The 13,197-nt window shown below is 60.4% G+C and carries 11 protein-coding genes; 10 read left to right on the top strand and 1 reads right to left on the bottom strand.

All coding sequences use genetic code 11. The features are described 5' to 3' along the window. Nucleotides 1-18: 18 nt before the first annotated feature. Together ACP8KU_RS08580 and manA are read left to right on the top strand one after the other, a co-directional pair. On the top strand, nucleotides 19-1,068 hold the full coding sequence (locus tag ACP8KU_RS08580; protein ID WP_284637409.1) for an exopolyphosphatase: 1,050 nt from the start codon (nucleotides 19-21) through the stop codon (nucleotides 1,066-1,068). Nucleotides 1,069-1,074: 6 nt separating this feature from the next. Further along, nucleotides 1,075-2,328: a mannose-6-phosphate isomerase, class I gene (gene manA, locus ACP8KU_RS08575; protein WP_484483609.1), complete on the top strand. Its 1,254-nt coding sequence runs from the start codon at nucleotides 1,075-1,077 to the stop codon at nucleotides 2,326-2,328. Between the two features lie 76 nt (nucleotides 2,329-2,404). Here manA and ACP8KU_RS08570 read toward each other — a convergent pair whose 3' ends face one another. Then, nucleotides 2,405-3,277 (bottom strand): hypothetical protein, encoded by an 873-nt coding sequence (locus tag ACP8KU_RS08570; RefSeq protein WP_005277506.1) that lies wholly within the window; start codon nucleotides 3,275-3,277, stop codon nucleotides 2,405-2,407. Between the two features lie 212 nt (nucleotides 3,278-3,489). On the opposite strand from ACP8KU_RS08570, the gene ACP8KU_RS08565 reads away from it, so the two are divergent. The 8 genes from ACP8KU_RS08565 to secA all read left to right on the top strand — a co-directional run bounded on the left by ACP8KU_RS08565 (nucleotide 3,490) and on the right by secA (nucleotide 13,192). Further along, on the top strand, nucleotides 3,490-3,843 hold the full coding sequence (locus ACP8KU_RS08565) for a DUF4259 domain-containing protein (protein WP_005277508.1): 354 nt from the start codon (nucleotides 3,490-3,492) through the stop codon (nucleotides 3,841-3,843). Nucleotides 3,844-3,906: 63 nt separating this feature from the next. Then, nucleotides 3,907-4,521, top strand: coding sequence for a dTMP kinase (locus ACP8KU_RS08560; protein ID WP_484483608.1), 615 nt, complete (start codon nucleotides 3,907-3,909; stop codon nucleotides 4,519-4,521). Nucleotides 4,522-4,524: 3 nt separating this feature from the next. Continuing rightward, on the top strand, nucleotides 4,525-5,217 hold the full coding sequence (gene mtrA / locus ACP8KU_RS08555; protein WP_484483607.1) for an MtrAB system response regulator MtrA: 693 nt from the start codon (nucleotides 4,525-4,527) through the stop codon (nucleotides 5,215-5,217). Between the two features lie 69 nt (nucleotides 5,218-5,286). After that, nucleotides 5,287-7,149 carry an MtrAB system histidine kinase MtrB gene (gene mtrB, locus ACP8KU_RS08550; RefSeq protein WP_484484168.1) on the top strand — a complete coding sequence of 621 codons (1,863 nt, stop codon included), beginning with the start codon at nucleotides 5,287-5,289 and terminating at the stop codon, nucleotides 7,147-7,149. Then, on the top strand, nucleotides 7,150-8,895 hold the full coding sequence (gene lpqB, locus ACP8KU_RS08545; RefSeq protein WP_484483606.1) for an MtrAB system accessory lipoprotein LpqB: 1,746 nt from the start codon (nucleotides 7,150-7,152) through the stop codon (nucleotides 8,893-8,895). Between the two features lie 69 nt (nucleotides 8,896-8,964). After that, nucleotides 8,965-9,588 carry a ComF family protein gene (locus tag ACP8KU_RS08540; protein WP_269116800.1) on the top strand — a complete coding sequence of 208 codons (624 nt, stop codon included), beginning with the start codon at nucleotides 8,965-8,967 and terminating at the stop codon, nucleotides 9,586-9,588. Between the two features lie 136 nt (nucleotides 9,589-9,724). Next, a complete protein-coding gene (hpf, locus tag ACP8KU_RS08535) occupies nucleotides 9,725-10,369 on the top strand; it encodes a ribosome hibernation-promoting factor, HPF/YfiA family (RefSeq protein WP_005277524.1) in 645 nt (214 codons plus the stop codon). A gap of 237 nt (nucleotides 10,370-10,606) precedes the next feature. Beyond that, nucleotides 10,607-13,192 (top strand): preprotein translocase subunit SecA, encoded by a 2,586-nt coding sequence (gene secA, locus ACP8KU_RS08530; RefSeq protein WP_005277525.1) that lies wholly within the window; start codon nucleotides 10,607-10,609, stop codon nucleotides 13,190-13,192. The last annotated feature ends 5 nt before the right edge of the window (nucleotides 13,193-13,197 follow it).

Below are 13,197 nucleotides of genomic sequence, written 5' to 3'. Positions count from 1 at the left end.
AGACTATGCTTGAGCGATATGGATAACGGTTTCACTGAGGGTTCCGCCTATGACACCGAAACGGTGCGATTTTTTGATGTCGCCCACGAGGGCGCGCAGATTCGTCTGCTCGCCGGGCAAATGGAGCGCTGGGGTGAGATCCTCAACGGGCTCAATCCGCGCTCCCTGGTCATCTTGCCCACCGATGCCATCGCCCGCGAGGCAGCGCACCTCGGCGTCGGCTTGGCCGAACCGCTGCGCATCCCGCTGGTGGTGACGGAATCGCTGCCGCAATACGTGGGCGCGCTCGATATCGTCGTGGCGGTGGGCGAGCCCGCAGAATGCGATTGGGCCTCCCGCGCGCTCATTGCGGCGAGCCAGCGCGGCGCCACCACCATCCTGGTGGGCCCGGCAAGCGGCCCCTTGGTAGAGGATTGCCCGGAAGACACCCTGATTGCCCCGTCGCTTCCCACCGCAGAGGGCTGCTCGCCGGCGCGATTTATCACGGCCCTGTACGCGCTGTGCAGCATCGTTCATACCTCCCCGCGCGCGGTGTGCGAAGAATTAGAGGACCTTGCCGCCGCCGTGGACCGCGAGATCGAGCAGCTTTCGCCAGAGCGCGATGATGCCATCAATCCCGGCCGGCAGCTGCGCGAATACGCCGAGGGCGCGCGGATTATTCACTCCTGCGTCATCGATCCCTATGCATATGCCGAGCGCCGCGAGCGCGTACACATCGATACCTTGGTCGCCCGCATGGCAGCAACCATCTGGGCTGTGCACGGGTTGCCCGGCACTTTCGTCGAGCCCGCTGACCTGCGCGGCGCACTCGATCGGAGTGCTGAATCTAGTACGGCGCCCGCGCCTGCCGATGACCTTTTCTACGACCCCTTCATCGACGGTGCTGGGGCGGATGCACCTTTGATACCCTTGAAAGTGATTTTCTGGGGGCAGGAAGAGGCGAACCTGCCCAACTCGCTTGCAGTCCGCAGCACCGACCCGGAACCGGGCCTTGGGCATCTTGCCCGCTCACTGCAGCTTATTACGCGGAGTTTTGCCGCGACCGCCTACGAGATTTCTAAAGGATAGAAATAAATGCAATTACTGGAAGGCGCTACCCGCAACTACTCGTGGGGTTCGCGCACCCTCATCCCTGAGCTGCGGGGCGAAGAAGCCGCAGAAAAGTCGGTGGCTGAACTCTGGTTTGGCGCCCACCCAGGCGATCCCTCCACGGTGGATGGCCAGCTTCTCAATGAGGTTATTGCGGCGGATCCAGAAGGCCAGTTGGGCGCTCGAGTCTATAAAGAATACGGCGAGAACCTGCCGTTCCTGTTGAAGATCCTCGCCGCCGAAGATCCGCTGTCTTTGCAGGCCCACCCGTCTAAGGAGCAGGCCGAGGAGGGTTTCGCCCGCGAAAACGAGGCGGGCATTGCCCTGCAGGCTGCAAACCGCAATTACAAGGACGATAACCACAAGCCGGAACTTATCGTGGCGCTGTCGGATTTCTACGCCATGGCGGGTTTCCGTCCCCTGGCACAAACCCGCGAGCTCTTTGCCGCCTTGGAATGCCCGGAGCTTGAGCGCTACCTGGCCATGCTTGACGATGACCCCGCGGAATCCTCCGAGTCCGCCAACCTCCGGGTGCTTTTCACCACGTGGATTACGATCCCTTCGGCCAAGCGCAAGGAGCTCATTAAGGCCATCGTTGCCGCCGGCGAGCGCCTGATTGCCGTCGATCCCAAGGATTGGAAGGCGCGGGTCATGGCTACGGTGGTGGACCTTAATGACCGCTATCCTGGCGATATCGGTGTGCTTGGTGCGCTCTTGCTCAACCACATCGAGCTTGCTCCGGGTGAGGCCGTCTACCTCGATGCCGGGCAACTCCACGCGTATGTCTCCGGGCTGGGCGTAGAAATCATGGCCAATTCCGATAACGTTTTGCGCGGCGGGTTGACCCCGAAATTCGTGGATGTGCCGGAGCTGGTCAAGGTCCTGACCTATGCGGCCGCCAATGAGCCGCGGGTGCAGCAAAAGGATAAGCAAAACCAGGACAATGTCCACGGCGCCGAGGCGTGGTCCTATCCAGTGCCCATCGATGAATTCCTGCTCGACCGCGCCGAGCTCGGGCCGGATTCTTCCGTCGACCTCGACTATGACGGCCCCACCATCGCCTTGTGCACCGGTGGGTCCCTCAACCTGCGCAATGCTGCGGGCGAGGAATTGATCCTTTCCCCGGGCCAGGCCGCATGGCTGCCGGCCTCCGACGGCATGGTTACCGCCCAGGCTCACGCTGTAGAAAAGGAAAATCCTGAGGGCAGCACGGCGCAATTATTCGTCGCCCGAGTCTAAGCGGCCTCACAACTATGCCCCCTTGCTGGAAAATCCCAGCAAGGGGGCATTTTTAGGCGCTAGCCGCGGTGAAAAGTTAGCGCGCAGCAGAAGAACTGGCGGCTGAGCTTCCCGTAGCCGGGAGATCCGTGGGTTCTTGGTTTCCTGGCTGCTGCGTAGGAACAAGCTTCTCGGTTGCCTGCGGCTCGGCGTGGGACTTATTTTTCGTCTGCTGTGTACCAGAAGGCGCGCCCGCTCCTGCACCGTGTCCCTCTGTAGTGGCATCGGGAGCCGACGGGGTGCGCTGCGTGCTCGACTCGGGACGAGGCTTGTGCGGAGCCTGCGTCGCTGGCGGCGCCGGGATACCGGATTCGGCGGGCTCCTCCGGCTTACCAGGCTTGCCGGGCTCGCCACCTTGATCAGGCTTCTCTTCGCCCGGGGCAGGGGATGGAGCCGGTGAGCTCGGTGCCTGGGACGACGGTGCTAGGTTATCCGGCTTGCTGGGGTTATCTGGGACCGCCTGCATGGTGCCGGTGCCTGTGCCGTTACCATTTTGCGGCACCTGCCCGCCCTGGTTAGACGGGGCATTATTAACGGAAGTTCCTGGCGAGTACACATTTTCGGGGCGGTACACCTTGGTAGGGCGGGTGGCCGCGTGGGGATGCGTGACGGCATTCGGCGCCAAGTATGGGTCCGTTGATTCAGGGTGCTGGTGGTCTGATTCACCGGCGCCAGAATTGGCCTCTGCGGGGGCAGAGTTTTCCGTCGAAGGCTTCTTATGCGTCGACGATGTCGTCGATTCTTCAGCGGAAGTATTTTTTGGTGCCACGGTAGAGGTAGGGGACTCATTCGCGGCGTTGGAGTAACGGGCGCTCGGCGTGCTCATGCGCCACACGCCCACTCCCACGACGACGGCGGCGATAAGGCCGAGCACGATGAAGACGTACACGCGACGTGAATCTGGTTTCATCGTGCCCTCCTTTCTTGGTTGCATAGGGTGGGTAACAAGTTGATAACGAGAGTATCATGTATTGGAATTTCCGCGACAGGCTGCGGATTCCGTGATATGTAAACAACGTGGAGATGAGAAATGGCAGTGCTTATGCAATCCTTTTCATGCCCGATTTTTCTCCGCCGGAAAAGCGTGTATAAATGGCGCTAAACCCGTCGAAGGAGTGAGAGATGAGCAGCTGGGACGAAGAGATTTTTAGTACCGATCTCAACGTGGATTTTCTAGATGAATTAGCAAACCTCGATGAAGAAGGGGTAATCCGCGCAGTACAGGATGCCTGCGAGGTGGCCCGCAGCAAGGACGATATAACCGAAGAGGAACAACTCAACGCCCACGCCGCGGCCACGATCGCCGCCATTTGGGCGGGTGCGCCGTTCAGTGCCAGCGAAACCGTTGAGGACTACCCCTATATTAGGGACTTGGTGGGAACCGTTGACGATACCTTGACCGAAAATGCCCTCGAGATCTTGGACACCGTCGAAGAAGACTACGACGTGGAACCTTTTATCGAGGCACTTTCTTAAAAACCATGTCCTTCGGTGCCAAAGGCGCCGCCACAGAGCAGAAAGGATTCTGCGTATCTCACCATGCTCATAAGCATTGAAGGCATTGACGGCGCCGGAAAAAATACGCTTGCGACCGCAGTGCGAAGCGCCCTCGAAGTCCCGGTAAGGACCATAGCCTTTCCACGCTATGAGACCTCCATCCACGCGCAGCTCGCGCGCGAGGCGCTGTACGGAAAGATGGGCGATCTCACGGATTCGGCCTACGGTATGGCCACGCTCTTCGCCCTCGACCGCTTTGGGATAAAAGAGGAATTGCGGGCGGCGAAGGAAACCCGCGAGATAGTCATCTTGGATCGCTATGTGGCCTCCAATGCTGCCTATTCCGCGGCCCGGTTGCGCGACGATAGCCTCTTCCAGTGGGTCCACGATTTAGAATTTGGCACCTTGGGCCTGCCGAAAGCGGACCTGCAGGTGTATGTGGATACGGCGGTGGAGGTGGCATCGGCAAGAGCGCAGTCCCGGGCCGCCACCGATTCCACCCGCGAGCGCGACCACTATGAACGCGATGGGGGATTACAGGAGCGCACCGCCGCCGCCTACCGGCGCTTGGTCGAATCCGGTTGGGGTGGGCGCTGGATCGCCACCGCCGATGCGGATACTATTACGGCAGCAATTAATGACCTTGTAGGAGATTAAAACGTGGCGCCAACGATTTTGGTCGTGGATGATGATCCAGCGATCTCGGAAATGCTGACCATTGTCCTTGAATCTGAGGGACTAAACCCCGTCCCCGTCATGGATGGCAACGATGCCGTTCCTGCCTTCCGCGAGCACGAACCGGATCTCATCCTTTTGGATCTTATGCTGCCGGGCATGAACGGTGTGGATATTTGCCGCACCATCCGGCGCGAATCCGCGGTGCCCATCGTCATGCTGACCGCCAAGACCGATACCGTGGACGTGGTCTTGGGCCTTGAATCCGGCGCGGATGATTACATCACCAAGCCCTTTAAGCCGAAGGAGCTCATCGCCCGCATTCGGGCGCGCCTGCGCCGCACCGATTCCGCGGAGCCGGAAACCCTTGAGGTCGCCGACCTGATCATTGACGTGCCGGAACATACGGTGCGCCGTACCGATGGCACCGAATTGAACCTGACCCCGCTGGAGTTCGAGCTCCTGCTGGAAATGGCGCGCCACCCAGGGCAGGTGCATACCCGCGAGTCACTCCTGGAATCCGTCTGGGGCTACCGCAATGCCTCCGATACTCGTTTGGTGAACGTGCACGTGCAGCGCCTGCGCGCCAAGATCGAGCACGATCCGGAAGATCCGCAGATCGTGCTGACGGTGCGCGGCGTGGGGTATAAGACCGGCAAAGCCGGTGCCGGGGAGTAAGGAAACATCAGAATTCTGGACCGCGTGCGGCGCATTCGTGACGCCATAGTAGATACGCTGCGCACCTCATTGCAGGCGCGCGTTATCGGCATGATTGTGGTCGCCTCCTCGGTGGTCATGATCATCTTGGCCTACGCCTTGGTCTCCGTGCTGACCCAGCGGTTGGTATCCCAAAAAGAAGACGTGGCGCTGCAGGAACTCGAACGCGCCCGCACGGCGGTGGAACAGCAAATCGATGCCACCAGCTCGGCCAACTCGGTGCAGGTGCGCATCAACTCCGCCCGCGCTTCTTTGGATCAACTCTCTGCGCAACAAGGCGATGCGCAGGCCGTATATGAACCCGTCATCGTGGTGGAAAACCAAGATGGATCCATCACCACCTCGCCGGAGGATTTCCCGGTGCCGGAACAAATGCGGCAGATGGTGGGCCAGGACCAGATTGCGCAGCAGTATTATCCGGTCCCGCGCGGCAATGGCGATTACTATAACGCGCTCATGGTGGGCACGCCCACCGATGCCGAGATTCCGAATCTGCAGGTCTACCTGGCCCTGTCCATGGAATCGGAAGAGTCCACGATGGCGCTGATGCGCGGCCTGCTCTCTGCCGCCGGCGTGGTGGTCGTGGTCTTATTGGTGGGCATTGCCTGGTTGGCTACCCAGCAGGTCATCACCCCGATTAAGTCCGCGTCCCGCATTGCCCAGCGCCTGGCCGCCGGCCATCTCAAGGAGCGCATGGCCGTGGACCGGGACGATGAGATGGGCCGGCTTGCCGCCTCCTTTAATAATATGGCGGATAAATTGTCCTCCCAGATTGCGCAGCTGGAGGAATACGGCGATTTGCAGCGGCAATTCACTTCCGATGTCTCGCACGAGCTGCGCACCCCCATTACCACCGTGCGCATGGCCGCAGACCTCATCGAATCCGAGGCCGATAGCCTGCCCGCGGGCGCGCAGCGCGCCTCCAAGCTCATGTCCAGGGAGCTGGACCGCTTCGAGGAGCTGCTCGCGGATCTGCTCGAGATTTCCCGACACGATGCCGGCGTGGCGGACCTGTCCACCACGGCCATTGACCTGCGATCCTGCGTGGATGCCGCCTACCGCCAGGTTGAGCACCTAGCCCAAAAGCTCGACGTGGAGGTGGTCCGCAATATGCCAGACGAGCGGATCACCATCCAGGCCGATTCCCGGCGCATCGAGCGCATTTTGCGCAACCTCTTGGCCAATGCCATCGACCACTCTGAGGGTAAACCCGTGGTCATCGATATCGCTACCACGGATAAGGCCGTGGGCGTGGCGGTCACGGACCACGGCGTGGGCCTGAAACCCGGGCAAGAAGAGCTGGTATTCAACCGTTTCTGGCGCGCGGATTCCTCCCGTAAGCGCCACTCTGGCGGCACCGGGCTGGGCCTTGCCATCGCCCGCGAGGACGCGGTCTTGCACGGCGGCACGCTCGATGCCTTTGGCGTCTTCGGCTACGGTTCCCGCTTCCGCCTCATCATCCCGCGCGAGCCGAATACCGAGATCGGTGAAGAACCCATCTCCCGCGAGATTCCAGGCGCCCCGGGCACCGGTTCAGACGCCGCGCACGACGGGCACGATTCGCTTGACGATGCCCCTGCTACCGCAGAACCCAGCGGCGCAACTGGCGCTGCCGATGATGCAGCTCGTGATGCTGGTTCAGCGGAATCTGATGCAGCGGATGCTGGGGAAGCGGCTGCTGGTGCAGCAGAAGATGAGGGCGAGGGTGGCGCCGGTGGGGCATCGCCAAGCAGCAGCTCGGTGGTAGGCCGCGGAATTGGCATCGACGATGACTCGGCGGAGGTGGCCGAGGCGGATGGTGACGGAATCTTGTGGCCTTCTGAGCGCAATCGTGGGGCCGCCTCGCCCGAGAGGCGCTCCTATAAGGCGCCGGATTTTAAGGGGGATAAATAAATGAATTCGGTCATACGCAATGGATTGTGGCGGCGGAGCACCGCCGTGGGCGCGGTGGCGGCGCTGTGCTTTGTCACCGGCTGCTCAACCTTGCCGCACGATACGAGCCCCCAGGTCGTGGGTACCTACCACAAACAGGCCGATGGCGCGGAAGAGGTCATTGCCCCAGAGGTGGGGGCGGACCCGGACCTTACCCTGCGCGATTTTTATCGCGCCGCGGCCGTTCCCACCAATGACCACGATGCCGCTCGCGGGTTCCTCACGGATAACGCCCGCGGGGCCTGGGATGCCTCGGGCGATGTCATGGTGGTCGATAGCCTGGATATCGTGACCGCGCCTGATAAGAAGCAGAATACGGCGGCGGATGCGCGCTCGTTCAATGTGCGCGGCACCATCATTGGACGCCTCAAATCCGGCGGGGCCTATGTGCCGGAAAATGAGAGCTACGAAGCTACCATCGACATGAAAATGGTAGATGACCAGTGGCTCGTTGATAGTTTGCCGGCCGGGTTGGTTATCGAGCGCAATGAGCTGCGCAATCATTACACCCCGCAATCGCTCTATTTTTATAAACAAACCGATGACGTCCTCGCCCCGGACCGCCGGTGGCTGTATAAGGGCAGCGAGGAATCCGAGTCCACGCTGATTACCCTCTTGATGGAAGGCCCATCTAGCAGCATTGCTCCGGCCACCCGCCGGGCGGCGGATGAAAAGGTCACCTTCGCCGGCTATGACAACGAAAACGGCTACCAGTTCGAGGGCCTGTCGGACCTGGATGAAAATGACCGCACCCGCTTTGCGGCGCAGTTGGTCTGGACGCTTTCTGATGCCGGGCATATCGGCCCCTTCAAGGTCAAGGCCGATGGCAGCAATCTGTTAGAAGGCATGGACACCGTCAGCGTGGACGATTTTGCTGACTATAACCCCAAGGTAAACAGTAATTCCCTGTCCACGCTGTACGCCTTGAACGAGGGCAACGTGCTGGAGGTCGATAGCGGGGTGGCCGAGCCGGTTAAGGGCTCTTTGGGCTCGAGCGGCAATGTGCAATCGGTCGATGTCACCGAGTCCGGCATGATTGCGGCGGTTAGCCGGAAGCCTAGCGGCGACTTCAAGCTGCAGATGGGCGAGATTGGTGCCGCGTTGCAGGATTCGGTCGAAGGTAAGACGCTGGCGCGGCCCACCTTTGAATATAACGGGCAGGCCGTCTGGACGGTGGTCGATGGTGACCGTATCGTGCGCGTCGTGCGTTCCAAGACCACTGGGCGGATTTCAGAATCCGAGGTCGATGCCCGCAGCATCGACGATATCGAGGGCGAAATCTCCGTTATCCGCCTCTCCCATAGCGGCGCACGCGCGGCGATGATCATTGACGGCCACGTCTACATCGCCGCGGTGGCTCAATCCAGCAGCGGCGATAAGCGCATCGTCAACGCCCGCGAGGTGGGCCCTGAGGTCTCCGGCTCGGCATTATCTTTGGATTGGAATAACGATGGCTCGCTCATCGTGGGTACGTCCTCTGGGCAGTCGCCGGTATGGCGCATCGAGCAGGATGGTTCCTCGGCCTCTACCATGCCGACGGGTAATATCACCGCCCCGGTAGTTGCGGTGGCTACCTCGCCATCGAAGCTTTATATTACGGATTCCCATGCCATGCTGGAGCTTCCCGCCACGGTGGTCGATGAGGTGAACTGGCGCGAGGTGCCTGGCCTGCAGGGCCGGCGCTCTTCGCCTATCGTGTCCAGTTAGAAGGCGGCGGCGCTAGGCGACGCTGCCGCAGAGGACCTTTCGGGGATGGGGTGGTGTCGCGCCGTGAGCATGCGAGAGCTGATTTTTCCGCGTGCGTGTGCCGGGTGCCGCGCGCCCGGCCACGTCTTGTGCCCGCAGTGCCGGGAACACCTGCGCCAGCCTCCCTACCTGGTAAGCCGGCCGCGGTTGCTCGGGGCGCCGGTATTCGCCCTAGGGCCTTATTCCGATATTCGCCGCAACATCGTCATCAGCATGAAAGAACAGGGCAATAGGGAAGTGCGCGATTATATAGGTGCGGTGGTGGCCGCGGGCGTGGCGCACTTGGCCGCCCGTGGCGAGATTCCCCGCGAGCTGTGCCTGGTGCCGGCCCCTACGCGGCGCCGCTCGGCGCGCATGCGCGGCGGTGATCCCGTGACGGCCATGTGCCAGGGTGCGGCGCGCCGGCAGCAGGGCCTGCGGGTGCGCGAGGCGCTTGTCATGGGCGCGGATACGGCGGACCAATCCGAGCTCAATGCGCAGGATAGATGGGCGAATCTGCAGGGGCGAGTGGGGGTTTATACCCCGGTGCGCGGTGAGCCGGCGCTGCTTGTCGATGACGTTATAACCACCGGTGCCACCCTCGCGGCCAGCATGGCGGCCCTGCGCGCCGCTGGCGCTACGGTCTATGGGGCGTTGGCTTTTGCCGATGCTTAAGGCGCATCACACAGTAGGGTGCACGGTGTTACCCCCTAATGCCATCAGGTCATAACCACTGGTATTATTAGAGGTGTCACAGAGGAACAGTTACTGTGATTGTTTCTAGTCCCCACTACCAAAGGGAGGCATCTCAATGTCCCAGCCAAACAAAGCTCAGGTAACGATTACGGGCCGTAACGTTGATGTACCGGAACACTTCCAGGAGCGCGTCAACGACAAGCTGGCAAAGATTGAACGCCTTGATCCCACACTGACCTTCTTCCACGTGGAATTGCAGCACGAGCCGAACCCACGCCGCGAAGCAGAGTCCGACCGCATCCAGATCACCGCGACCGGCAAGGGCCACATCGCCCGTGCAGAGGCTAAGGAAGACTCCTTCTACGCAGCGTTGGAAACCGCAATGGGCAAGATGGAACGCTCCCTGCGCAAGGTGAAGGTGCGCCGTGAATACGTCAAGGGCGGCCACCGCGCACAGAAGGGCACCGGCGAAATCGCCGCTGAGATGGTTGCGGAGGCAGAAGCACAGCGCGCTAAGGAAGAGCGTTTGGTCGATCCTTATGCTGAGACCGTCGAGGACGTTCGCCCCGGCCAGATCGTGCGCACCAAGGAGCACCCGGCCACCCCGATGAGCGTGGACGATGCTTTGAGCGAGATGGAGCTGGTTGGCCACGATTTCTTCCTCTTTGTCAACGAGGAAAACAACAAGCCATCCGTGGTTTACCGCCGCCACGCCTTCGACTACGGCATCATCTCCTTGTCCGAGGATGCAGAGGGCTAAAATCTCCCGCGCCTGGCTAAAGAGTTAAGCCTCTTTATTCCCCCTTCCTACCCATCACATTAGAACTCGATGAGGTTTGGAAGGGGGATTTGTCATGCTGTGAGTTATCTGTTTTCTTAGTGCCCTTAGTATGAAATCACTATCGTTTAAGGGCGGGTAGAACGCGAGAAGGGCAGTGGCGTGAGTACAATTGCGGGAAGTTAACTAATGTGTCGCGACAAGAAGGACTAACGAATAGTGTTTGGACTTTCCAAGCTGCTGCGCGCGGGCGAGGGCCGTACGGTCAAGCGCCTGGGCAAAATTGCAGACGATGTAATTGCACTCGAGGATCAGTACGCGGAGCTTTCGGACGATGAGCTAAAGGCCAAGACTGACGAGTTCAAAACTCGCCTAAAGGATGGCGAAGAAAAGAACGACATCTTGCTCGATGCTTTTGCTACCGTCCGCGAAGCCGCTTGGCGCGTCCTGGGACAAAAGCACTACCCCGTGCAGATCATGGGCGGTGCCGCCCTGCACTTTGGCAACGTGGCAGAGATGCGCACCGGTGAGGGCAAGACCCTGACCTCCTTGCTGCCCGCTTACCTCAACGCTTTGGAGGGGCAGGGCGTACACATCGTCACGGTCAATGACTACTTGGCCAAGCGTGACGCCGAGATGATGGGCCGTGTGCACCGCTGGTTGGGCCTGTCCGTGGGCGTTATCCTGTCTGAAATGCGCCCGCAAGAGCGCAAGGAAGCCTACGACTGCGACATCACCTACGGCACCAATAATGAGCTGGGTTTTGATTACCTGCGCGATAACATGGTGCGCACCCTCAATGATGTAGTTCAGCGCGGACACAATTTCTGCATCGTGGATGAGGTGGACTCGATTCTTATCGATGAAGCCCGTACCCCACTCATCATTTCCGGCCCGGTTGACGGTTCCTCCCAATTCTATGGCGTCTTTGCGCAGCTGGCGCCGCGCATGCGAGAGGGAATCCACTACGAAGTGGACCACAAAAAGCGCACCATCGGCGTCTTGGAAGAAGGCGTGGAGTACGTCGAAGATCAACTCGGCATTGATAACCTCTACGCGCCGGAGCACTCCCAGTTGGTTTCCTACCTCAATAACGCGTTGAAGGCCAAGGAGCTATTTACCCGCGATAAGGACTACATCGTCCGCAACGGCGAAGTGATGATCGTGGATGGCTTTACCGGCCGCGTTCTGGCAGGACGCCGCTACAACGAGGGCATGCACCAGGCCATTGAGGCCAAGGAGCAGGTGGAGATCAAAAACGAGAACCAGACGCTGGCGACGGTTACCCTGCAGAACTTCTTCCGCCTCTATGAAAAAATCTCCGGCATGACCGGTACCGCGGAAACGGAAGCCGCGGAGCTGCATTCCATCTACGGGCTGGATGTGGTTCCTATTCCTACCAATAAGCCGAACCAGCGCACCGACCACTCGGACCGCATTTACAAGACCCAAGAGGCAAAGTTCGCCGCGGTGGTTGATGATATTGCAGAACACGTCGAACACGGCCAGCCGGTCTTGGTTGGTACCACTTCTGTGGAGCGCTCCGAATACTTGTCGCAGTTGCTTAGCAAGCGCGGCGTGCAGCACAACGTGCTCAACGCCAAGCACCACGAAGAAGAGGGCCAGATCATCGCCCGTGCGGGTCGCCCCGGCACCGTGACCGTGGCAACCAACATGGCCGGCCGTGGTACCGATATCGTGCTCGGCGGTAACCCGGAAGTTATCCTCGATGAGAAGCTGCGCGAGCGCGGCCTCGACCCCTTTGAGGATGAGGAAAAGTACCAGGAAGCCTGGGAAGCCGAGATCGACGGCGAGAAAGAGCGCTCGAAGCGCTTGGGCGATGAGGTGCGCGAATCGGGCGGACTCTATGTCTTGGGCACCGAGCGCCACGAGTCCCGCCGCATCGATAACCAGCTGCGCGGTCGTACCGGCCGTCAGGGTGACCCGGGAGAGACCCGCTTCTACCTGTCCATGCGCGATGAATTGATGGTGCGCTTTGTGGGCCAGTCCATGGAGCACATGATGAACCGCCTCAACGTGCCTGATGATGTCCCCATTGAGGCCAAGATGGTCTCGAACTCCATTAAGGGCGCCCAGGCGCAGGTGGAGAACCAGAACTTCGAGATGCGCAAGAACGTGCTGAAGTACGATGAGGTGCTCAATGAGCAGCGCAAGGTGGTTTACTCCACGCGCTATTCCATCCTCGATGCCGATGACATCAAGGACGATATCCGCACCATGATCGATGACACGGTCTCTGCCTACGTCGCGGGTGCTACCGCCACCGGTTATGTCGAGGACTGGAACCTCGAGGAACTCTGGAATGCCCTCGAGGCACTGTACGGTCCCACGATGTCCCCAGAAGAATTGGTGGAAGGCTCCGAGTACGGTTCCCCAGGCGAGCTCACCGCGGAGCAGCTGCGCGATGCCCTCGTCACCGACGCGAACCGGGAGTACGACAAGCTGGAGGAAGCCGTGTCTGCCATCGGCGGAGACAAGCAGATGCGCAATACTGAGCGCATGGTCATCCTGCCGATTATTGACCAGAAATGGCGCGAGCACCTTTATGAGATGGACTATCTCAAGGAGGGCATCGGCCTGCGCGCGATGGCGCAGCGCGACCCGCTGGTGGAATACCAGAAGGAGGGTGGCGATATGTTCAATGCCATGAATGAAGGCGTGAAGGAAGAAACCGTGCGCCAGTTGTTCATGCTGCGCAAGCAGTTCAAGCAGCAGGAAGAAAACCAAGAGTCCGGCGGTGACTCGGGCTCTGGTCCTGCAGGCCAAGAAACCGTAGAGGCATAAAACCT

Source organism: Corynebacterium sp. LaCa_282, assembly GCF_057198125.1.
Note: the sequence above shows the minus strand (reverse complement) of the source record. Positions and strands in the feature narration are given on the sequence as shown.

What these genes read in the sequence shown, in the direction of transcription:
- ACP8KU_RS08580 (WP_284637409.1), top strand. Translation starts at nt 19, where the DNA reads ATGGATAACGGTTTCACTGAGGGTTCCGCCTATGACACCGAAACGGTG.
- manA (WP_484483609.1), top strand. Translation starts at nt 1,075, where the DNA reads ATGCAATTACTGGAAGGCGCTACCCGCAACTACTCGTGGGGTTCGCGC.
- ACP8KU_RS08570 (WP_005277506.1), bottom strand. Translation starts at nt 3,277, where the DNA reads ATGAAACCAGATTCACGTCGCGTGTACGTCTTCATCGTGCTCGGCCTT.
- ACP8KU_RS08565 (WP_005277508.1), top strand. Translation starts at nt 3,490, where the DNA reads ATGAGCAGCTGGGACGAAGAGATTTTTAGTACCGATCTCAACGTGGAT.
- ACP8KU_RS08560 (WP_484483608.1), top strand. Translation starts at nt 3,907, where the DNA reads ATGCTCATAAGCATTGAAGGCATTGACGGCGCCGGAAAAAATACGCTT.
- lpqB (WP_484483606.1), top strand. Translation starts at nt 7,150, where the DNA reads ATGAATTCGGTCATACGCAATGGATTGTGGCGGCGGAGCACCGCCGTG.
- ACP8KU_RS08540 (WP_269116800.1), top strand. Translation starts at nt 8,965, where the DNA reads ATGCGAGAGCTGATTTTTCCGCGTGCGTGTGCCGGGTGCCGCGCGCCC.
- hpf (WP_005277524.1), top strand. Translation starts at nt 9,725, where the DNA reads ATGTCCCAGCCAAACAAAGCTCAGGTAACGATTACGGGCCGTAACGTT.